This window comes from Streptomyces pseudogriseolus (assembly GCA_002154585.1).
Taxonomy (GTDB): Bacteria; Actinomycetota; Actinomycetes; order Streptomycetales; family Streptomycetaceae; genus Streptomyces; species Streptomyces pseudogriseolus.
Genome location: MUNG01000236.1, coordinates 23,634 through 42,907, shown reverse-complemented (window position 1 = coordinate 42,907; position 19,274 = coordinate 23,634). Strand labels below are relative to the sequence as shown.

At 72.9% G+C, this 19,274-nt stretch carries 19 protein-coding genes and 1 tRNA gene; 11 read left to right on the top strand and 9 right to left on the bottom strand.

The genetic code is table 11. From position 1 onward, the window contains the following. The first annotated feature begins 94 nt into the window (after positions 1-94). Both CCN29_RS21490 and CCN29_RS21485 read left to right on the top strand, forming a co-directional pair. Complete coding sequence (locus CCN29_RS21490) at positions 95-634, top strand: TetR/AcrR family transcriptional regulator (protein WP_006130313.1); 540 nt, start codon at positions 95-97, stop codon at positions 632-634. A gap of 38 nt (positions 635-672) precedes the next feature. Continuing rightward, positions 673-1,047, top strand: coding sequence for a DUF6069 family protein (locus CCN29_RS21485; protein WP_442538438.1), 375 nt, complete (start codon positions 673-675; stop codon positions 1,045-1,047). On the opposite strand, the gene CCN29_RS21480 is transcribed toward CCN29_RS21485, so the two are convergent. Together CCN29_RS21480 and CCN29_RS21475 are read right to left on the bottom strand one after the other, a co-directional pair. Further along, the gene (locus tag CCN29_RS21480) at positions 1,038-1,706 is read right to left on the bottom strand and encodes an MSMEG_1061 family FMN-dependent PPOX-type flavoprotein (protein WP_006130315.1); all 669 of its coding nucleotides are present in this window, start codon (positions 1,704-1,706) and stop codon (positions 1,038-1,040) included. The two genes, CCN29_RS21485 and CCN29_RS21480, sit on opposite strands and share 10 nt — an antisense overlap. 121 nt (positions 1,707-1,827) lie before the next feature. Next, a tRNA-Pro gene (locus tag CCN29_RS21475) sits at positions 1,828-1,901 on the bottom strand. Between the two features lie 181 nt (positions 1,902-2,082). On the opposite strand from CCN29_RS21475, the gene CCN29_RS21470 reads away from it, so the two are divergent. Then, the gene (locus CCN29_RS21470) at positions 2,083-3,246 is read left to right on the top strand and encodes a Gfo/Idh/MocA family protein (RefSeq protein ID WP_006130316.1); all 1,164 of its coding nucleotides are present in this window, start codon (positions 2,083-2,085) and stop codon (positions 3,244-3,246) included. A 22-nt stretch (positions 3,247-3,268) separates the two neighbouring features. Here CCN29_RS21470 and CCN29_RS21465 read toward each other — a convergent pair whose 3' ends face one another. Together CCN29_RS21465 and CCN29_RS21460 are read right to left on the bottom strand one after the other, a co-directional pair. Beyond that, a complete protein-coding gene (locus CCN29_RS21465) occupies positions 3,269-3,847 on the bottom strand; it encodes a TMEM175 family protein (protein WP_031022977.1) in 579 nt (192 codons plus the stop codon). 93 nt (positions 3,848-3,940) lie between these two features. After that, positions 3,941-4,975: a LacI family DNA-binding transcriptional regulator gene (locus tag CCN29_RS21460; protein WP_006130318.1), complete on the bottom strand. Its 1,035-nt coding sequence runs from the start codon at positions 4,973-4,975 to the stop codon at positions 3,941-3,943. Between the two features lie 109 nt (positions 4,976-5,084). On the opposite strand from CCN29_RS21460, the gene CCN29_RS21455 reads away from it, so the two are divergent. From CCN29_RS21455 to CCN29_RS21445, 3 genes are read left to right on the top strand one after another with little or no spacing between them, the layout of a single operon-like run. After that, the gene (locus CCN29_RS21455; RefSeq protein WP_086683803.1) at positions 5,085-6,260 is read left to right on the top strand and encodes a phytanoyl-CoA dioxygenase family protein; all 1,176 of its coding nucleotides are present in this window, start codon (positions 5,085-5,087) and stop codon (positions 6,258-6,260) included. Between the two features lie 35 nt (positions 6,261-6,295). After that, the gene (locus CCN29_RS21450) at positions 6,296-7,072 is read left to right on the top strand and encodes an SDR family oxidoreductase (protein ID WP_006130320.1); all 777 of its coding nucleotides are present in this window, start codon (positions 6,296-6,298) and stop codon (positions 7,070-7,072) included. 59 nt (positions 7,073-7,131) lie between these two features. After that, the gene (locus tag CCN29_RS21445) at positions 7,132-8,136 is read left to right on the top strand and encodes a Gfo/Idh/MocA family protein (RefSeq protein WP_086683800.1); all 1,005 of its coding nucleotides are present in this window, start codon (positions 7,132-7,134) and stop codon (positions 8,134-8,136) included. 258 nt (positions 8,137-8,394) lie between these two features. Here CCN29_RS21445 and CCN29_RS21440 read toward each other — a convergent pair whose 3' ends face one another. The 5 genes from CCN29_RS21440 to CCN29_RS21420 are packed head-to-tail and all read right to left on the bottom strand — an operon-like array spanning position 8,395 to position 13,366. After that, positions 8,395-9,417 carry a Gfo/Idh/MocA family protein gene (locus CCN29_RS21440; protein ID WP_086683797.1) on the bottom strand — a complete coding sequence of 341 codons (1,023 nt, stop codon included), beginning with the start codon at positions 9,415-9,417 and terminating at the stop codon, positions 8,395-8,397. A 29-nt stretch (positions 9,418-9,446) separates the two neighbouring features. Then, entirely contained in the window at positions 9,447-10,349 is a 903-nt protein-coding gene (locus CCN29_RS21435) for a sugar phosphate isomerase/epimerase family protein (RefSeq protein WP_086683794.1), read from the bottom strand. A 1-nt stretch (position 10,350) separates the two neighbouring features. Further along, positions 10,351-11,262, bottom strand: a complete 912-nt coding sequence (locus CCN29_RS21430) for an ATP-binding cassette domain-containing protein (RefSeq protein ID WP_006130324.1) — start codon at positions 11,260-11,262, stop codon at positions 10,351-10,353. A gap of 5 nt (positions 11,263-11,267) precedes the next feature. Continuing rightward, entirely contained in the window at positions 11,268-12,347 is a 1,080-nt protein-coding gene (locus CCN29_RS21425) for an ABC transporter permease (protein ID WP_006130325.1), read from the bottom strand. After that, entirely contained in the window at positions 12,347-13,366 is a 1,020-nt protein-coding gene (locus CCN29_RS21420) for a sugar ABC transporter substrate-binding protein (protein ID WP_006130326.1), read from the bottom strand. The genes CCN29_RS21425 and CCN29_RS21420 overlap by 1 nt, the downstream gene beginning before the upstream one ends. A gap of 320 nt (positions 13,367-13,686) precedes the next feature. Here CCN29_RS21420 and iolC point away from each other — a divergent pair, with 320 nt between their 5' ends. The 5 genes from iolC to CCN29_RS21395 all read left to right on the top strand — a co-directional run bounded on the left by iolC (position 13,687) and on the right by CCN29_RS21395 (position 19,259). Further along, a complete protein-coding gene (gene iolC, locus CCN29_RS21415) occupies positions 13,687-14,679 on the top strand; it encodes a 5-dehydro-2-deoxygluconokinase (RefSeq protein WP_086683791.1) in 993 nt (330 codons plus the stop codon). Positions 14,680-14,692: 13 nt separating this feature from the next. Beyond that, positions 14,693-15,568, top strand: coding sequence for a Cgl0159 family (beta/alpha)8-fold protein (locus CCN29_RS21410; RefSeq protein WP_006130328.1), 876 nt, complete (start codon positions 14,693-14,695; stop codon positions 15,566-15,568). 96 nt (positions 15,569-15,664) lie between these two features. Continuing rightward, complete coding sequence (gene iolB, locus CCN29_RS21405) at positions 15,665-16,558, top strand: 5-deoxy-glucuronate isomerase (protein ID WP_086683788.1); 894 nt, start codon at positions 15,665-15,667, stop codon at positions 16,556-16,558. After that, positions 16,555-18,426, top strand: coding sequence for a 3D-(3,5/4)-trihydroxycyclohexane-1,2-dione acylhydrolase (decyclizing) (iolD, locus tag CCN29_RS21400; protein ID WP_031022969.1), 1,872 nt, complete (start codon positions 16,555-16,557; stop codon positions 18,424-18,426). Before iolB ends, iolD begins: the two co-directional genes overlap by 4 nt. Before the next feature lie 47 nt (positions 18,427-18,473). Next, positions 18,474-19,259 (top strand): GntR family transcriptional regulator, encoded by a 786-nt coding sequence (locus tag CCN29_RS21395; protein ID WP_086683784.1) that lies wholly within the window; start codon positions 18,474-18,476, stop codon positions 19,257-19,259. Positions 19,260-19,274: the final 15 nt, after the last annotated feature.

Sequence of the window (19,274 nt, the reverse complement as noted above, 5' to 3'; positions counted from 1 at the left end):
TCCGTACGCTGTGCCCATGACAGCAGTCAAGAAGGAACCCACCGCACCCGCGCGTCGCCGCGCTCCCGGCATGTCACCGGAGCAGCGGCGGGCGATGATCGTCCAGGCCGCGCTTCCCCTGCTCACCGAGTACGGCTCCGCCGTGACGACCGCGAAGATCGCCCGCGCGGCGGGCATCGGCGAGGGCACGATCTTCCGGGTCTTCGCCGACAAGGAGGAGCTGTTGCAGGCGTGCGTCGCCGAGGCCCTCTCCCCCGACCACGCCGTACGCGAACTCGACGCGATCGACGTGTCCCAGCCGCTGCCCGACCGGCTCGCGGAGGCGGCCGAGGCGCTCCAGGCGCACATGGACCGGCTCGGCGCGATCATGGGCTCCCTGGGGCATCACGGCGGCAAGCACCCCGGCACGGTGCGCGGCGCCGGCCGCGAGGAGTCGACCTCCCGCGTCCGCGCGGCCCTCGCGGACCTGCTGGAGCCCGAGAAGGACGCCCTGCGCCGGCCGCCGGAGCAGATCGCGGCCCTGTTCATCGGGCTGCTCTTCACCCAGCCGCGCACGGACGGCGAACCCGACCTCACCCCACGCGAGCTGGTGGAGGTCTTCCTCGGCGGGGCGCTCACCGGGAGCGCGTCGTGAGCGCCCGGGCGAGGCGGTCGGGGACCACGGCGGTGGCCGTGGCGGTCGCACTGGTCATATGGGCGGTCGCCGATCCCGTGCTGGGCCACCGGCTCCGCATGACCGACGGCGGGGACACGATGACCGTGGGGGCCGCGGCCGTCACGGTCGCCTCCCTCCTCGCGTCCCTCGCCGCCTGGGCGTTACTGGCCGCACTGGAGCGGTTCGCCCCGGGGCGTGCACGAGCGGTCTGGACGGGCGTGGCCGTCGCCGTCCTGGCCGTGTCCCTCCTGCCGTTGGCCGGCGACGGCATGGACGGCGGCACCCGGGTCACGCTGGCGCTCATGCATCTGGCCGTGGGGGCCGTGCTGATCGCGGGGCTGGCCGGCGGGTCCCGCGCCGGGCGTCCGGCGCGGGAGGGCCCTCACTCGTAGCGTGAGCGCAGCGACTCGCGCTCCGTCTCCTCGATCTGTTCGAGCGTCAGGCCCGGCAGGTTCAGCTGGGCCAGCGTCACCTGGGCGCTGCTCGGCTGGGCGTCGGCGGGCAGCCAGCGGTCCGGCTGCCAGGCGTTGCCGCGCATCAGCGACTTGGGGCAGTGCGGGTAGGCCTGTTCGACCCGCACCACGATCGCGGAGACCGGCGGCTTGCCCACGGCGGTCAGCCGGCCGAGCAGTTCGGGGCGGGCCGAGACGAAGGCACGGCCGTTGACGCGGAGCGTGGTGGTGCGGCCGGGGACGGCGAAGAGCAGACCGACCCGGCCGGTCTCCACCACGTTGTGCAGGGTGTCGAGCCGCTTGTTGCCCGTCGCGTCGGGGATCGCCAGCGTCCGGTCGTCCAGCACCGCCACGAACCCGGGCGGCCCCCCGCGCGGGGTGACGTCCGCCCGGCCCTCGGCGTCCGTGCTGCCGATGAACACCAGGGAGGCGCAGCCGATCAGCGCCCGGGTCTCCTCGGTGAGATGGTCGGTCTCCTTGCGGACCGCGTTCGCGTTCGGCTCCGGGTACAGCTCGCGCAGCTGTTCCGTGCTGGTGAGGGCGTCCGCCCGCAGGGCCTCGAAGAGCAGGCCGGCGGTGGTCCCCGTGTCGGTCGTCATACGCATGACCCTAGAAGACGCATCCGGTCCCGCACAGGGGGCCGCTGGGAGGTGCCCTGCGCCCGCACGGCATGCGTCAGGGGGCCCGCCGGCTGCCGACGGGCCCCCTGTCCTCGCATCGTCGGGACGACAGGATTTGAACCTGCGACCCCTTGACCCCCAGTCAAGTGCGCTACCAAGCTGCGCCACGTCCCGATGCGACTCTCGCGGCGAACCGCGTGATCTCGCAGGTCAACCCTACCGTATGCGGAGCGGAGGGTGAGCCGGGTGCACGGACGGGGCGATCGCCCGATTGTCCTGTCAAATGGTTGACAGGACACCGGGCCGGGCCCGAAGGTGGGCGGGCAGAACAGGACCCGGCCGGAGAGAGGCAGTCATGGTGGATGCGCTGGGCGTCGCCGTCGTCGGATTCGGCTGGATGGGGCGGGTGCACACCCAGGCGTACGCGCGGGTGGTGCACCACTTCCCCGGACTGCCGCTGCGCCCGGAGCCGGTCGTGGTCGCCGAGGAGGTCCCGGGGCGCGCGGAGGAAGCCGCCGCGCAGTACGGGTTCGCCTCGACCACCCGCGACTGGCGTGACGTGGCCGCCGACCCCCGCGTGCGCGCGGTCAGCATCACCGCGCCGAACTTCCTGCACCGCGAGATCGGCGTGGCCATGGCCGAGGCCGGCAAGCACATCTGGATCGAGAAGCCGGTCGGACTGACCGCCGAGGACGCGCGGGCGGTCGCGGACGCGGTCGCCAAGGCCGGCGTCCAGGGCGCGGTCGGCTTCAACTACCGCAACGCGCCCGCCGTGGAGGCCGCCCGCGACCTGATCGCCTCCGGCGGGATCGGCCGGGTCACGCACGCCCGCGTCCGGCTGTTCAGCGACTACGCGGCCCACCCCGAAGGCGCGCTGACCTGGCGTTACGAGCGGGAGCGGGGCGGCAGCGGGGTGCTGGGCGACCTGGCCTCGCACGGCGCCGACCTGGCGCGTTTCCTGCTCGGCGACATCACCTCGCTGAGCGCCGACACGGCCGTCTTCCTGCCCGAGCGGGCCCGCCCGACCGGCGCCACCGCCGGCCACTCCCGGGCGAGCGGCGGCGAGATGGGCGCGGTGGAGAACGAGGACTACGTGAACTGCCTGCTGCGGTTCGCGTCCGGCGCGCGCGGCGTGCTGGAGGCCTGCCGGGTCTCCGTGGGCGAGCAGAACAACTACGGCTTCGAGGTGCACGGCACCGAGGGTGCGGTGTTCTGGGACTTCCGCCGGATGAACGAACTGGGCGTCAGCCGCGGCACCGGCTACCAGGACCAGCCGGTCAGCACGGTGTACGTCGGGCCGGGCGACGGCGAGTTCGGCGCGTTCCAGCCGGGCGCGGCCAACGCCATGGGCTACGACGACCTGAAGGTGATCGAGGCGTACCGCTTTCTGCGGTCGGTCGCCGAGGGCGTCCCGTACGGCGCCACCCTCGCGGACGCGGTGCGCAGCGCGACGGTGCTGGACGCGATGGCGCGGTCGGCCGAGGAGCGGGCGTGGGTGACGGTGGACGCGCCCGCGTGACGTCCCCGGCCCCGTCCTGCCCTCAGCTCGCCGCCTCCGCGTCCTCCCTGCGTCCGAGCCACACCTTGACCGGGACCAGGACCAGCCACCACCACATGGCGGGCGGCCCCACCAGCAGGGCCAGCGGAATGGTCACCACGAACACCACGACCGTGACGCCCGCGTCGACGGCGTAGAGGTTCTCGTTGCGCAGGGGCTCGGTGCCGCCGTGAAGCCAGGGGCGGCGGGCGACGACGGCGGCGAGGGCGAGGTGGACGGCGCCGAGGGAGGCCACCGCCGCCGAGTAGACGACGACGGAGACGCGCTGGTCGCCGTACTCGGAGACCAGGGCGGTGGGGAACGGCAGCAGGGCGGCGAGGCCCAGGCCGAGGACGGTCAGCCCGATCACGTCGGCGTCCACCAGCCGCACCCGGTGGAAGATCGCCCGGTGGTCGCGCCAGAACCCGGCCAGCACGGCGAAGCTGAGCGCGTAGGCGCCCAGGTTGGGCAGGACGTCGCCGAGCGCCTCGTGGAACCCCGCGTCGTTCAGCCCCGGCGGTACGTCGATGTCCAGGACCAGCAGGGTGACGGCGATGGCGAAGACGCCGTCGGACAGCGCCACCAGCCGTTCCGGCCCGCCTTCCGTGGTGGGTTTCCTCATGCGCCCGACGGTAGGCGGGGCCGGCCGGGCGCGGGGCGTCCCACGCCAGGCGGGTCACCCGGCCACGACGGGGGCGGGCATGTTGTACGGCGTGACCACCTGGATCGCGGACGGCAGGGTCGGTCCGGCGGGCGGCAGCGCGCCGTGCGCGCGCATCACCAGGTGGCACGCCTCGCGCAGGTCGTGACGCAGGTCGTGGTGGAGGACGGCGGACAGTCTCAGCTCGCGCAGCAGCCGGGTGTTGTCGTGGTCGAGGTCGTGGGCGATGAACACGGCGCACTCGCGTCCGGCGTCCTCGAAGGCGCGCAGGGTGGCGATGTTGCCGCCGCCGATCGAGTAGACCGCGCGGATCTCCGGGTCGCGTTCCAGGGCGGCGCGGACCAGGTCGTACTGGGTGGCGTCCAGGCCCTGGCCCTCGGCGATCTCGACGAGGGTGCGCTCGGGGTGGCGGGCGCGCATGGTGCTGCGGAAGCCCATCTCGCGCTCCTCCTCGTTGCGGAAGAAGCCGCTGGAGAGGCTGGTGAGCACGTTGCCGGGCCGGTCGCCGAGCCACTGGCCCATCAGGTAGGCGGCGGTGGCCCCCGCCGCGCGGTTGTCGCTGCCGACGTGGCCGACGCGGGCGCTGACCGGCAGGTCCGTCACCAGCGTCACGACGGGGACGCCGGCCGCGGCGAGCCGGCCGACCGCGGCGGTGACCTCGGGGACGTCGGGCGCCTTGAGGAGCACGCCCTGCGAGCCGCGGCGGGCGATCCGGTCGAGGACCGCGACGAGTTCCTCCGCCGGTCCGGTCTCCCGGAAGTGGTAGCGGGAGCGCACCACCGCCGGGTGCAGGGAGGGCAGTTCGGCCTCCAGGGCGGCGCGGACGGCCGTGGAGAAGCGCTCCGGGGACTGCATGACGATGTCCACCATGAACGTGCGGCCGACCAGGCGGACCTGGGTGCGCTGGCGGTCCAGGTCGGCGATGGCCCGGTGCACCTCGCGCGCGGTGCTCTCCCGCACCCCGCCGCGGCCGTTGAGCACCCGGTCCACGGTGGCCTCGCTCAATCCGGCCTGACGTGCGATTTCGCGGATCGGGAAGGGGTGCCCCATGCGACTGCTCCTGAGGGGTTTTTGATGGGTTCCTGATGGTGGTGCGAGGGGTTTGTTCTGACAAGAATGACATCACCCGCGTCGCTCCGTGACCCGAAGGGACGACTTCATGTCCGCATCGTCTTCCGTGCAGACCCCCGCGCCGGCCGTCTGGCTGTCGGAGCGGGACTGCGACCTGGACGCCTTCCGCGCCCTGGTCGAGCGGCCGACCGACCGCTCCGCACACCCGCTGGCCTCCGCCGTCGAGCGGAACGTCCTGCTCTACGACGCCGAGCGGCTCGCGCTCGCGGACCGCCGCACCGCGCAGGCCGAACTGGTCCGCGCCCTCGCCGACGGCCCCGGCATCGTGGTGATCCGCGGCGCCTTCCCCGACACCTCGGTGGTGGACCGGACCACCGCCGTGTTCGACGCCCTGATCGCCCAGCAGCGCGCCTCGGGCGCCGCCGCCGGCGACCACTTCGCGAAGCCGGGCGCCAACGACCGGGTGTGGAACGCCCTGGAGAAGGCCGCGCTGCACGACCCGGCGGTGTTCGCCGACTACTACGCCAACGACGTCGTCGCTCTGGTGTCGACGGCCTGGCTGGGCCCCGGCTACCAGGTGACCTCGCAGGTCAACGTGGTCAACCCGGGCGGCGCGGCACAGACCGTGCACCGCGACTACCACCTGGGCTTCCTGTCGAACGAGGCGGCGGCCGCCCACCCGGCGCACGTGCACCGCCTCTCCCCCGTGCTCACCCTCCAGGGTGCCGTCGCGCACTGCGACATGCCCGTGGAGTCCGGGCCGACGATGTACCTGCCGCACTCGCAGAAGTTCGAGGCGGGCTACCTCGCCTGGCGGCTGCCCGAGTTCCGGGCGTACTTCGAGGAGCACCACGTCCAGCTGCCGCTGTCCAAGGGCGACGCGGTGTTCTTCAACCCGGCGCTGTTCCACGCCGCCGGCACGAACCACTCGGCGGACATCCGGCGCACGGCCAACCTGCTCCAGGTGTCGTCCGCGTTCGGGCGGGCCATGGAGACCGTGGACCGGGAGGCCGTGGTGGGCGCCGTCTACCCGGTGCTGCTGGCCCGCAAGGCCGAGGGCGCCCCTCAGCGGTGGCTGGAGAACGTGATCGCGGCGAGCGCCGAGGGCTACCCGTTCCCCACCAACCTGGACAACGACCCGCCGGTCGACGGCCTCGCCCCGCCCTCCCAGGCGGACATGGTGCGCCGAGCCCTCGCCGAGGGCCGGCCTCCGCGTGCCCTGCGGGACGCGCTGCGGGCCGCCTCCGCCCGGCGCGCGAGCTGACCCGCACAGGACCGACACGGATCCGGAAGGACGTCATGGGACTTCTCGACGACAAGGTCGTCCTCGTCAACGGCGGCAGCCAGGGCGTGGGCGCCGCCGTCGCACGGGCCGCGGTGCGCGAGGGCGCGGTCGTGGCGGTCAGCGGACGGCGCGCGGAGCCGGGTGAGGCGCTGGTCGCCGAGCTGGCCGGGCAGGGCGCCAAGGCCATGTTCGTACGGGCCGACCTGGCCGACGCCGGGCAGGCCAAGGACACCGTCGCCCAGGTCGTGCGGGCGTACGGCAGGATCGACTGCCTGGTGAACTCCGCCGGGCTCACCTCGCGCGGCACGCTCCTCGACACCACGCCCGAGCTGTTCGACCAGCACATCGCGATCAATCTCAAGGCGCCGTTCTTCGCCATGCAGGCCGCGGTCGCGGACATGGTGCGGCGCGCCGAGCCGGGCACGATCGTCAACGTCATCACGTCGTCGGCGCACGGCGGGCAGCCGTTCCTCGCCCCGTACGTCGCCGCCAAGGCGGGGCTGATGGGCCTGACCCGCAACGCGGCGCACGCCCACCGGTGGGACCGGATCCGGATCAACGGCCTGAACATCGGCTGGACCGCGACCGAGGGCGAGGACGCCACCCAGCGCGCCTTCCACGGCGCCGGCGACGACTGGCGCGAGCAGGCCGCCGCGCGGCTGCCGATGGGCAAGCTCGGCCAACCGGACGAAATCGCCGACTTCGTGGTCCTGCTCCTGTCCGACCGGTCCGGTGTGGTCACCGGGTCCGTCGTCGACTGGGACCAGAACGTCCTCGGCGGCCTCGACTGACCTTCTCCGTCCCCGCCCCGTACCACCGGCACCACCCGCACTCCAAGGAGCATCGCCCCATGCGCATCGGAATCCTCGGTCTCGGCCGTATCGGCGCCTTCCACGCCGAGACCCTGTCCGGGCTCGACGCCGTCGAGTCCCTCGTCGTCTCCGACCCGTTCGCGGACGCCGCGAAGACCGCCGCGGAGCGCTTCGGCGCGCAGGTCGCGGACTCGCCCGAGGCGGTGCTGGCGGCCGGGGTGGACGGCGTGGTCGTCGCCGCCGCCACCGACGCCCACCCGGAGCTGATCGTCGCGTGCGTGGAGGCGGGCGTGCCCGTGTTCTGCGAGAAGCCCGTGGCCCGCACCATCGCGGAGGGCGTCGAGGTGCTGAAGGCCGTCGCCGGCCGGGACGTGCCGGTGCAGATCGGCTTCAACCGCCGCTTCGACGCCGGTTTCGTCGCCGCGCGCGCCGCCGTCCGGTCCGGCGAGCTGGGCACGCTGCACACCGTGCGCTCGACGACGCTGGACCCGGCGCCGCCGCCCGCCGCGTACGTCGCCGCGTCCGGGGGCATCTTCCGGGACTGCTCGGTGCACGACTTCGACATCATCCGCTGGGTGACCGGCCGCGAGGTGACCGAGGTGTACGCGGCCGGCGGCAACCGGGGCGCCGCGTACATCAAGGAGGCGGGCGACGCCGACACCACGGGCGCGGTCCTCACCCTCGACGACGGCACCCTCGCGGTGGTCTCCAACAGCCGCCACAACGGCCGGGGGCACGACGTGCGCATGGAGATCCACGGCTTCACCGACTCGATCGCGGTGGGCCTGGAGGACAGGCTGCCGCTGCGGTCGGTGGAGCCGGGCGTCGCCTTCCCGGCGGGGGTGCCGCACGACTTCTTCATGGACCGCTTCACCGATGCCTACCGCGCCGAACTGCACGCGTTCACCGAGGTGGTGGCGGGCACCCGGCCGTCGCCGTGCACGATCGAGGACGCCCTGGAGGCGGGCTGGATCGCCGAGGCGTGCACGCTGTCGCTGCACGAGCACCGTCCCGTGACCCTGGAGGAGGTACGGCGGGCGTAAGCGCGTCCGCTTCGAGCGCTGGACAGGGCACCGGTGTCGGTGCGGGCCGGGGGGTGTCGGCGCAACTCGGCGCCGACGAGGTGCCGCCTGCGCCCACCCGTGCCGCCCCAGCGGCACGACTGCCCGCAGTCGGCAGGCGCCTCCAGGGGCGCGGGGAACTGCGCGACCAGCCACAACGCGGCCGCACCCGGCGTCCGACAGCCCCCGGCACCCCAGTAGCCCCCCGGGGGCAAGGCGCCGCGCCCGAGGCGTCAGGCCTCAGCGCCCGTACAGCGCAGGCCTCTCCGCCAGTTCGACCGCGGCCCGGCCGCCAACCTCCAGCGCCCGCACCCCCGCCTCGCACACCGCCGCCGCGGCGTAGCCGTCCCACGTGCTGGGGCCGGTGACCTCGCCGCGGCGGGTGGCGTCGACCCACGCCTGGACCTCCGCGTCGTAGGCCTGGGCGAAGCGTTCGGTCCAGTCCTGGGCGATGGTGCCGCCCCAGCGTCCGGCCGTGTTGGTGACCAGCTCGTGGCCGTCGCCGATGCGGGCGGTGCCGCGTTCGCAGACCGCCTCGGCCTGCACCTGGTAGCCGAAGCCGCAGTTGACGAAGATCTCGACGTCGGAGAGCGCGCCGCCGTCGGTCTCCAGGACGACGAACTGCGGGTCGCGCAGTCCCTCGGGGGCGCCCGAGGAGGGGACCGGCCGCAGCACCGTCACGGCGGTGATCTCGTGCCCCAGCAGCCAGCGGGTGGCGTCGACCTCGTGGGCGACGGAGTCGCTGATCAGCATGGAGCTGGTGAAGAAGGGCGGGCTGGCCACGTTGCGATGGCGGTTGTGCAGCATCAGCGGCCGGCCCAGCTGCCCGCCGGCGAGCAGGGCCTTGAGGCGGACGTACTCGGTGTCGTAGCGGCGCATGAAGCCGACCTGCACCCGGCGGTGGCCGAGGGCCAGTTCGGCCTCCATGACCCGCAGCGCGGACGCCGCGTCGGGAGTGAGCGGCTTCTCGCACAGGACGGGCAGGTCGTGCGCGAACGCGGTGAGCAGCGCCTCCTCGTGGGCGTGCCCGGAGGAGGCGACGAGCACCGCGTCGACGTCCGGCGACGCCATCGCCTCGGCCGCGTCGGTGTGGGCGGCGCAGCCGTCGATCCCGCCCGCGACGGCCTTGGCCCGTTCGCCGTCGAGGTCGACGACCGCGGCGACCCGGGCCCCGCTGATCACCCGGTCGATCCGCCGCACATGGTCGGCGCCCATGCGGCCGGTGCCGATGACGGCGACGCCGAGGGGTTCGCGCCGGTTCATGTGTCGCCTCCCGGTCCGGTGGGTGGCGGTCAGGCGCCGCAGGAGCGGAGGAACTTGCGGGTGCGCACCGCGATGGGCAGCGGCTTGTCCGGCTCGCACGGGTACATGTCCTGCTCGACGATCGCGAACAGGTCCACGCCCAGCTTCTGCGCGGCCGTGAGGACGGGGCCCAGCTCGGGGACGCCGGCCGGCGGTTCGCACATCACGCCGCGCTGCACGGCGGGCCCGAAGGGGATCTGGTTCTTGACGACGTCGGCGAGGATCTCCGGGTCGACCTGCTTGAGGTGCAGGTAGCCGATGCGCTCGCCGTAGGTCTCGATCAGCTTGACGCTGTCGCCGCCGCAGTAGGCGTAGTGGCCGGTGTCGAGGCAGAGGTTGACCAGGCGCGAGTCGGTGGAGTCGAGGAAGCGCTCGACGTGCTCCTCGGTGTCGATGTGGGTGTCGGCGTGCGGGTGGACGACGATGTCGAGCCCGTACGTCTCCTTCACCTCGCGGCCGAGGCGCTCCATGCCCCGGGTGAGGTGGCCCCACTGCTCGGTGGTGAGCTCGGGCGCCTCCAGGATCTCGGCGGTCTTGTCGTCCCGCCAGAACGACGGGATGACCACCAGGTGCTTCGCGTCCATCGCCCGGGTGAGCGCGGCGACGCGGCTGACCTGTTCCCAGGTGGCGTCCCACTCGGAGGGGCCGCGGTGCAGCCCGCAGAAAATGGTGCCGGCGGAGACCTTCAGGCCGCGGCTCTGCACCTCGTCGGTGAGGCGGGCGGGGTCGGTGGGCAGGTAGCCGTAGGGGCCGAGTTCGATCCAGGAGTAGCCGGCCTCGGCGACCTCGTCGAGGAAGCGCTGCCAGGGCACCTGCTGGGGGTCGTCGGGGAACCAGACGCCCCAGGAGTCGGGGGCGGAACCGACCCGGATGCGGTCGAGGGCGACGGCCATGTCAGGACTTCCCTTCCGGGGTTGCGGTCGTGGGCGCCCGGAGGTCGCCGGATTCGGGGAGCTCTTCCGTGTCGACGCCGCGGACCTGCGCCAGCTCGTGCTTGAGCGCGGCCAGTTCGGCGCCGCCCGCCATGTGGTTGGTCAGCTCTTCGAGGGTCACCTCGCTGCGGTCGGCGCTGAGCTCCAGGGTGCCCAGGCGCAGCACGTTGAAGTGGTCGCCGACCATGTACGCGTGGTGCGGGTTGTGGGTGATGAAGATGACGCCGAGGCCGCGGTCGCGGGCCATGGCGATGTACTTCAGGACGACCCCGGACTGCTTGACGCCGAGGGCGGCGGTGGGCTCGTCGAGGATGAGGACGCGGGCGCCGAAATAGACGGCGCGGGCGATCGCGACGCACTGGCGCTGGCCGCCGGAGAGCGTGCCGATGGGCTGCTCCAGGTCGTCCAGGACGATGCCCATGTTGCGCAGTTCCTCGTCGGCGGTCCGCTTCATGCGCTCGATGTCGAGGCGGCGGACGGGCCAGGGGCCCTTGGTCATCTCGGAGCCGAGGAAGAAGTTCCGCCACACCGGCATCAGCGGGACGACCGCGAGGTCCTGGTAGACGGTGGCGATGCCCTTGTCGAGCGCCTCGCGCGGGGTGGAGAACCGCACCGGTTCGCCGTCGACGAGGAACTCGCCCTCGGTGTGCTGGTGCAGCCCCGAGACGATCTTGATGAGGGTGGACTTGCCGGCGCCGTTGTCGCCGAGGACGCAGGTCACCTTGGAGGGGTGGACGGTGAGGTCCACGCCGTGCAGGGCGCGGATGTTGCCGTAGGACTTGCCGGCGGCGCGGAGTTCGACCAGGGGGCGGTCGCCGCCGGCCGGGGTGTCCGTGCGGACGGCACCGTCGGTGCCGGTCGTCTTGTCGGTCATTGCGGTCACCTCCGGGTCGCCGTGCGCTGGACCCACAGATTGATGAGGACGGCGCCGAGCAGCATCACGCCGAGGAAGGCCTTGAACCAGTCGGGGTTCCAGCCGGCGTAGACGATGCCCTGCTGCACCATGCCGAACATGAAGGCCCCGAAGACCGGTCCGATCGCCGAGCCGTAGCCGCCGGTGAGCAGACAGCCGCCGATGACCGCCGCGGCGATGTAGATGAGCTCCTGGCCCACGCCCTCGCCGGACTGCACGGTGTTGAAGGAGAACAGGTTGTGCATGCCGACGAACCAGGCGCCGAAGCCGACCAGCATGAACAGGCTGATCTTGGTGAAGGTGACGGGGACGCCGACCGCGCGGGCGCTGTCCTTGTTGCCGCCGACGGCGAAGATCCAGTTGCCGTACTTGGTGCGCAGCAGGACCCAGGTGGCGAGCGCGGCGAAGACGAGCCACCAGATCACGGTGATCTTCACCTGGACGCCGCCGACCTCGAAGCTGGAGGCGAAGACGGCCTTGGCCTGGTCGAAGCCGTCCATGTCGGCGATGCTGTCGGTGGCGACGTTGCCGGTGACGAGTTTGGTCACGGCGAGGTTGACGCCCTGGAGGATCAGGAAGGTGCCCAGGGTGACCAGGAAGCTCGGCAGCCCGGTCCTGACCAGCATCCAGCCGTTGAAGAAGCCGACGGCGAGGGACACCACGAGGGCGACGATGACGCCCATCCACACGTTCAGGGTGAGCTGGTAGCTCAGCATGCTCGCGGTGAGCGCCGAGGTGACGACGGCGACGCCGGCCGAGAGGTCGAACTCGCCGCCGATCATCAGCAGCGCCACGGGCAGCGCCATGATTCCGATGGTCGACGACTGGTACAGGATGTTCGCCATCGAGCTGCCGTCGCGCACCGGCGGGGCGGTGAACAGGAAGAACACCAGGACGGCGACGGCGCCGAGGAAGACGCCGACCTCGGGCCGGGCGAGCAGCCGCAGCGCCAGCGGGCGCCGCGCGGTGCGCCCGTCCTTCTGCTTCTCGGGGCCGGGGGCCGGCGGCGTGGTCGCCGCCGGCTCAGCCTGTTGAGCCATGCTCATCACCGGGTGCCCTTCGCGGCGAACTCGGAGACGGCGTCGACGTTGGACTTGTCGACGAAGGCCGGACCGGTCAGGACGGGCTGCTCGCCGCCGCCGCTGTAGTTGCCGTTGTTCTTGTAGAGCCACAGGCCGTCGACGGCGAGGTAGCCCTGGAGGTAGGGCTGCTGGTCCACGGCGAACTGGATGTCGCCGGCCTTGACGGCGCCGGTCAGCTCCTTGTTCAGGTCGAACGTGGCGACCTTGGCCTCGCTGCCGGCCTCCTCGACGGACTGCACCGCGGTCGGCGCGAAGGGCGCGCCGAGGGTGACGACGTAGTCGATGGAGGAGTCCTGCTTCAGCTTCGCGGTGATCGTCGACTTCACCGACGGCATGTCGGTGCCGTTGACGTTGAGGATCTGGGTCTCGCCCTCGAAGGTCTTCTTCACCCCGTCGCACCGCTGGGTCAGGCCGACGTTGCCCTGCTCGTGGACGACGCAGACCGCGTTCTTCGCGCCGACCTCGTTCAGCTTCTTGCCGAACGCCTCGCCCGCCACGGACTCGTCCTGTCCGAAGAACTCGAGCAGGCCGAGGTCCTTCCAGTCGCTCAGACCGGAGTTGAGGCCGACGACGGGGATGCCGGCCTTCTCGGCCTTCGCTATGACGTCCTTGAGGGCGTCCGGCTTGGCGAGGGTGACCGCGATGCCGTCGACCTTCTGGTCGATGGCGTTCTGCACCAGGTTGGCCTGGTTGCCGGCGTTCGGGTCGGCCGAGTAGATCAACTTGACGTTGTCCTTGGCGGCGGCGGTCTCCGCGCCCTTGCGGACGATGTCCCAGAAGGTGTCGCCGGGCGCCTGGTGGGTGACCAGGGCGACCGTCATCTGCGGCGTCGAGGCCTTGCCGGCCGAGGCGTCCGCTCCGCCTTCCTCGGACTTCTTGCCGCCGGAGTCGCTGGAGCAGCCGGTAAGGGCCAGGGCGGCTGCCGCCGCGGCCGCGACGAGGGGGGCGACTCTGCGGTGGCGGGGGTGGGAAGAGCGGTCCATCAGTCCTGCACCTCACTGTGCTTCACGGGGAAAGGGGGCGAGGAGTCCGAGAGTCCGTGCCCGGAACCTCGGGAGTCCGGGGTGTGTGCCATCACACAAGGCGGTTCTGCTGGGACGCGATCCAATCCCCGAGAACCGCTCGCTGTCAATACTTTGTTAAGACATCACTTCACACGCTCGTCCGAATGTAAGTACAAACTATTGACACCGCCGCCCCTCGAGACCTACACCTGGGAAGCGGCAGGTCCCCGGAAGCACGTCCCCACCGTGGCAGGGCGTCCTGGGACCCGCATCCCCAGAAGCTCGAGGAGCGTCGCTGAATGGCCGACACACCACAGTATTTCGACCTGGTCACCATGGGTCGCATCGGGGTCGATCTTTATCCCCTTCAGACCGGGGTGCCGTTGTCGCAAGTCGAGACGTTCGGGAAATTCCTGGGCGGGTCGGCCGCCAATGTCGCGGTCGCCGCGGCCCGGCTCGGCCGTTCCACCGCGGTGATCACGCGCACCGGGGACGACCCTTTCGGCGTCTTTCTGCACGAGGCGCTGAAGGATTTCGGCGTCGACGACCGCTGGGTGACGCCGGTGGCCGCGTACCCGACGCCCGTCACCTTCTGCGAGATCTTCCCGCCGGACGACTTCCCCCTCTACTTCTACCGCCGCCCCAAGGCCCCCGACCTGGAGATCCACCCGCACGAGCTGGACCTGCCGGCGATCCGCGCGGCCGGCATCTTCTGGATCACCGGCACCGGCCTGAGCGAGGACCCCAGCCGCACTGCCACGCTCGCCGCCCTCGAGGCGCGCGCCAAGGCCGGCACCACCGTGTTCGACCTGGACTGGCGGCCCATGTTCTGGCGGGACCCGGACCAGGCGCGCCCGTACTACCGCGAGGCACTGCGCCACGCCACCGTCGCGGTCGGCAACCTCGACGAGTGCGAGGTCGCCACCGGGGTGCGTGAGCCCGAGGCGTGCGCCGAGGCGCTGCTGGCGGCCGGGGTTGAGCTGGCCGTGGTCAAGCAGGGCCCCCGGGGCGTGCTGGCCGTGCACCGGGACGGCACCCGGGCCGCGGTGCCCCCGGTGCCGGTCGAGGTGGTCAACGGCCTCGGCGCCGGCGACGCCTTCGGCGGCTCGCTCTGCCACGGCCTGCTCGCCGGCTGGGACCTGGAGCGGACCATGCGCCACGCCAACGCGGCCGGCGCCCTCGTCGCCTCGCGCCTCGCCTGCTCGTCCGCCATGCCGACCCCGCCGGAGGTCGCCGACCTCCTCGCGCGGACCGTGGCGCCGGACGCGGCAGACCGGCCGAGCCAGTCCTGAACGGAGCACTTCCTTGAAACTCAGCATCCCCGACCTCACCACGGTCCGCGCCCGGCACCCCGAGGCCGTCGCCGAGGCGGCGGCCCGCCGGGCCCGCCGTCCGCTGATCGGCGACAGCGGCCGGCTGATGATCGTGGCCGCCGACCACCCCGCCCGGGGCGCGCTCGGCACCGGCGATCGCCCGCTGGCCATGGCGGACCGGGCCGACCTGCTGGAACGCCTGTGCGTCGCGCTGTCCCGGCCGGGCGTGGACGGGGTGCTGGCCACCGCCGACATCCTGGAGGATTTGCTCCTGCTGGGCGTGCTGGAGAACAAGGTCGTCATGGGGTCCATGAACCGCGGCGGTCTGGCCGGGGCGTCCTTCGAGATGGACGACCGCTTCACCGGGCACCGCGCCGAGGACATCGAGCGGCTCGGCTTCGACGCGGGCAAGCTGCTGGTCCGCATCGACTACGACGACCCCGGCTCGCTCGCCACCCTGGAGTCCGCCGCCCGCGCCGTCGACGCGATGGCCGCGCGCAGGCTGCCGGTGTTCGTGGAGCCGTTCATCTCCCGCCGCGTGGACGGACGGGTCCGCAACGACCTGTCCGCCGAGGCCGTCACCCGCTCCATCGCCATCGCCTCCGGGCTCGGCGGCACCTCCGCCTACACCTGGCTGAAGCTGCCGGTCACCGAGAACGCCGACGACATGGCGGAGGTGCTGCGCACCTCGACGCTGCCGGTGGTGCTGCTCGGCGGCGAGGTCGGCGACCAGGAGGCGGCCTACGAGCGCTGGGGCAAGGCGCTGCGGCTGCCCAGCGTGCAGGGCATGGTCGTCGGCCGCTCACTGCTCTACCCGGCCGAGGGCAGTGTGGAGAAGGCGGTGGACACGGCGGTCGGCCTGCTGTGACCGGCCCGTACGGCCGGTGGAAGGCCGTACGGCAGGTGAGAAGCCCTCACGCCTGGTGAGGGGCCCGTACGACGACGTACGCAGACGGAGGCACGCATGACGCATCACCTTCCCGCCGGCAAGGCCGTCGCCGGCCCCTACGCCGTGGACGTGAACCCGCTGGGCGCCGGCTGGGACCACTCGAGCCTGCGGGTGCTCCCTCTGGCGCCGGGCGGCTCGCACACCTTCGACACCGGGGACAGCGAGTGGATCGTGCTGCCGCTGAGCGGCGCCTGCACGGTCGTCTCGGACGACGACTTCGGCCACGAGGAGTTCGCGCTCACCGGCCGCACGAGCGTGTTCGACGGCGTGAGCGACTTCGCCTACGTGCCGCGCGACGCCCGGGTCACCGTGTCCTCGGCGGGCGGCGGGCGGTTCGCGCTGACCGGCGCCCGCTGCAGCCGCCGGCTCCCGGCCCGGTACGGCCCGGCGTCCGACGTGCCGGTGGAGCTGCGCGGCACCGGCTCCTGCTCCCGGCAGGTCAACAACTTCGGCGCGGCCGGCGTCTTCGAGTGCGACAAGCTGATCGCGGTCGAGGTCCTCACCCCGGGCGGCAACTGGTCGTCCTTCCCGCCGCACAAGCACGACGAGCACCGGCCGGGCGAGGAGTCGGTGCTGGAGGAGATCTACTACTTCGAGTTCGCCGCCCACGACGGCACGCCGGGCCTCGGCTACCAGCGGGTCTCCCCGTCCGGACCCGGCCGGGACACGGACGTGCTGGCCGAGGTGCGCGACGGCGACGTCGTCCTCATCCCGGACGGCTGGCACGGGCCGTCCATGGCGGTGCCCGGCCACCACATGTACTACCTCAACGTCATGGCGGGGCCCGAGGACGAACGCGCCTGGCTGATCTGCGACCACCCCGGCCACGCCTGGATCCGCGACACCTGGCCCGAGCAGCCCGTCGACCCCCGACTCCCCCTCTACACCGCACCGGAGAGGTCCGCATGAGCGCCACCACCCGCCGACTGACCACCGCCCAGGCCCTGGTGCGGTTCCTGTCCGCGCAGTACACCGAGCGGGACGGCGTGCGCCGCCGGCTGATCGCGGGCACCTGGGGCATCTTCGGACACGGCAACGTCGCCGGTCTCGGGCAGGCGCTGGTGGAGTACCGCGACGTCATGCCGTACCACCAGGGCCGCAACGAGCAGGCGATGGTGCACGCGGCCGTCGGGTACGCCCGCCAGCTGAACCGCCTGTCGGCGCAGGCGGTGACGACGTCCATCGGCCCCGGCGCGACCAACCTGGTCACCGGCGCGGCGCTGGCCACGATCAACCGGCTGCCGGTGCTGCTGCTGCCCGGCGACTACTTCGCCTCCCGCGCCGCCGACCCGCTGCTCCAGCAGCTGGAGCACCCCGTCGAGGCCGACGTGTCGGTCAACGACACGCTGCGCCCGGTGTCCCGCTACTTCGACCGGATCACCCGCCCCGAGGCGCTGATCGCGTCCGCGCTGAACGCGATGCGGGTGCTCGCCGACCCGGCCGAGACCGGCGCGGTCACCCTGGCGCTGCCGCAGGACGTGCAGGCGGAGGCGTACGACTGGCCGGAGGAGTTCTTCGCCGACCGGGTGTGGACGGTGCGCAGGACCGCCCCGGACCCGGTGGAGCTGGACGCGGCCGTGGCGGCGGTACGGGCGGCCCGGCGGCCGCTGATCGTGGCGGGCGGCGGGGTGCACCACAGCGAGGCGGAGGACGCGCTGCGGGCGCTGGTGGACGCCACCGGCATCCCCGTGGCCTCGACCCAGGCCGGCAAGGGCGCGCTGCGCCACGACCACCCCGCCGACCTGGGCGGCATCGGCCACACCGGCACCGCGGTCAGCGACGAACTGGCCCGCACCGCCGACCTGGTGATCGGCGTCGGCACCCGCTACACCGACTTCACCACCGCCTCCGGCACCCTGTTCCGCGACCCCGGCGTGCGGTTCGTGAACCTCAACGTCACCGGCTTCGACGCCCACAAGCTCGCCGCCCGGACCCTGGTGTGCGACGCGCGCACCGGCCTGGAGCGGCTCGCCGAGGGTCTGGCCGGGTACCGCGTGGACGAGGTCTACGAGGCGGAGTACCGCACCGGGAAGGCACGCTGGGACGAGGTCGTCGAGGCGGCTCTGCGCGCCGACGACGACACCGCCGTGCCGACCCAGACGCAGGTGCTGGGCGCGCTGGACGCGGTGGTCGGCGACGACGACGTGGTGATCAACGCGGCCGGCTCGCTCCCCGGCGACCTGCACAAGCTGTGGCGCGCCCGCAGCCCGCGCCAGTACCACCTGGAGTACGGCTACTCGTGCATGGGCTACGAGATCCCGGCCGCGCTGGGTGTCCAGCAGGCCGCGCCCGGCACGCCCGTCTGGGCGCTGGTCGGCGACGGCACGTACCTGATGAACCCGACGGAGATCGTCACCGCCGTCCAGGAGAACCTGCCGGTCAAGCTGGTTCTGGTGCAAAACCACGGGTACGCCTCCATCGGCGGCCTGTCGGAGTCGGTGGGCGCCGAGCGGTACGGCACGGCCTACCGCCACCGCGCCGCCGACGGCTCCTTCACCGGCGCGCCGCTGCCGGTGGACCTCGCGGCGAACGCGGCCAGCCTCGGCATGGAGGTGCTGCGCGCGAAGACGGTGCGGGAGCTGCGGGCCGCCCTCGCCGAGGCGCGCAACTCGGACCGTCCGACCTGTGTGTACGTCGAGACCGACCCGGCGCCGACCGCGCCGCCGGCCGAGGCGTGGTGGGACGTGCCGGTGGCGGAGGTCGCCACCCGCGAGGCCGCCGTCCGGGCCCGCGAGCAGTACGACGCCCAGGTCGCCGGCCGCCGCCGCCACCTGTGACCCCGCCCGCACGCGCCGCCCGGCAGCCCCGACAGGAAGGCACGTCCATGGCGAAGACCGGTGACCCCGCACGCGCCGCAGCCGGACCGGCGGCGTACTCCCTGGACTTCGCCCTGGACCGGGGCAGTCCGGTGCCGCTGTACTACCAGCTCGCCCAGCAGCTGGAGGCGGCCATCTCCGACGGCACGCTCGCGCCCGGCGACCTGCTGGGCAACGAGGTGGACCTCTCGATGCGCCTCGGGCTGTCCCGGCCGACCGTCCGCCAGGCCATCCAGTCCCTGGTCGACAAGGGGCTGCTGGTGCGGCGGCGCGGGGTGGGCACGCAGGTGGTGCACAGCCAGGTGCGCCGCTCCCTGGAGCTGACCAGCCTCTACGACGACCTGGAGGCGGCCGGGCAGGCCCCGACGACGGAGGTGGTCCGCCACGAGACCGTCCCGGCGCCGCCCGGCGTGGCCGCCGCCCTGGGGCTGCCCGAGGGCGCCGAGGTGACCTTCCTGGAGCGGCTGCGCCGCACCCACGGCCTGCCCGTCGCCCTGCTGGGCAACTACCTCCCGGCGGGCCTGCTCGACCTGGACACCGCCCGCCTGGAGACGACGGGCCTGTACCGGATGATGCGCGCGGCCGGCATCACCCTGCACAGCGCCCGCCAGACGGTGGGCGCGCGCTCGGCGTCCGCCGAGGAGGCCGCCCGTCTGGACGAGAAGGCGGGCGCGGCGCTGCTCACCATGCAGCGCACCGCCTACGACGACACGGGCCGTGCGGTGGAGTACGGCAGCCACATCTACCGGGCGTCCCGCTACTCCTTCGACTTCCAGCTGCTGGTCAGACCATGAGGCGGGGGCGGCGGG

Coding starts and splice junctions, on each gene's coding strand:
- CCN29_RS21480 (WP_006130315.1), bottom strand. CDS start 1,706: ATGACGACCGACACGGGGACCACCGCCGGCCTGCTCTTCGAGGCCCTG.
- CCN29_RS21470 (WP_006130316.1), top strand. CDS start 2,083: ATGGTGGATGCGCTGGGCGTCGCCGTCGTCGGATTCGGCTGGATGGGG.
- CCN29_RS21440 (WP_086683797.1), bottom strand. CDS start 9,417: ATGAACCGGCGCGAACCCCTCGGCGTCGCCGTCATCGGCACCGGCCGC.
- iolC (WP_086683791.1), top strand. CDS start 13,687: ATGGCCGACACACCACAGTATTTCGACCTGGTCACCATGGGTCGCATC.
- CCN29_RS21490 (WP_006130313.1), top strand. CDS start 95: ATGATCGTCCAGGCCGCGCTTCCCCTGCTCACCGAGTACGGCTCCGCC.
- CCN29_RS21395 (WP_086683784.1), top strand. CDS start 18,474: ATGGCGAAGACCGGTGACCCCGCACGCGCCGCAGCCGGACCGGCGGCG.
- iolD (WP_031022969.1), top strand. CDS start 16,555: ATGAGCGCCACCACCCGCCGACTGACCACCGCCCAGGCCCTGGTGCGG.
- CCN29_RS21430 (WP_006130324.1), bottom strand. CDS start 11,262: ATGACCGACAAGACGACCGGCACCGACGGTGCCGTCCGCACGGACACC.
- CCN29_RS21460 (WP_006130318.1), bottom strand. CDS start 4,975: ATGGGGCACCCCTTCCCGATCCGCGAAATCGCACGTCAGGCCGGATTG.
- CCN29_RS21455 (WP_086683803.1), top strand. CDS start 5,085: ATGTCCGCATCGTCTTCCGTGCAGACCCCCGCGCCGGCCGTCTGGCTG.
- CCN29_RS21420 (WP_006130326.1), bottom strand. CDS start 13,366: ATGGACCGCTCTTCCCACCCCCGCCACCGCAGAGTCGCCCCCCTCGTC.
- CCN29_RS21445 (WP_086683800.1), top strand. CDS start 7,132: ATGCGCATCGGAATCCTCGGTCTCGGCCGTATCGGCGCCTTCCACGCC.
- CCN29_RS21450 (WP_006130320.1), top strand. CDS start 6,296: ATGGGACTTCTCGACGACAAGGTCGTCCTCGTCAACGGCGGCAGCCAG.
- CCN29_RS21435 (WP_086683794.1), bottom strand. CDS start 10,349: ATGGCCGTCGCCCTCGACCGCATCCGGGTCGGTTCCGCCCCCGACTCC.
- CCN29_RS21425 (WP_006130325.1), bottom strand. CDS start 12,347: ATGAGCATGGCTCAACAGGCTGAGCCGGCGGCGACCACGCCGCCGGCC.
- iolB (WP_086683788.1), top strand. CDS start 15,665: ATGACGCATCACCTTCCCGCCGGCAAGGCCGTCGCCGGCCCCTACGCC.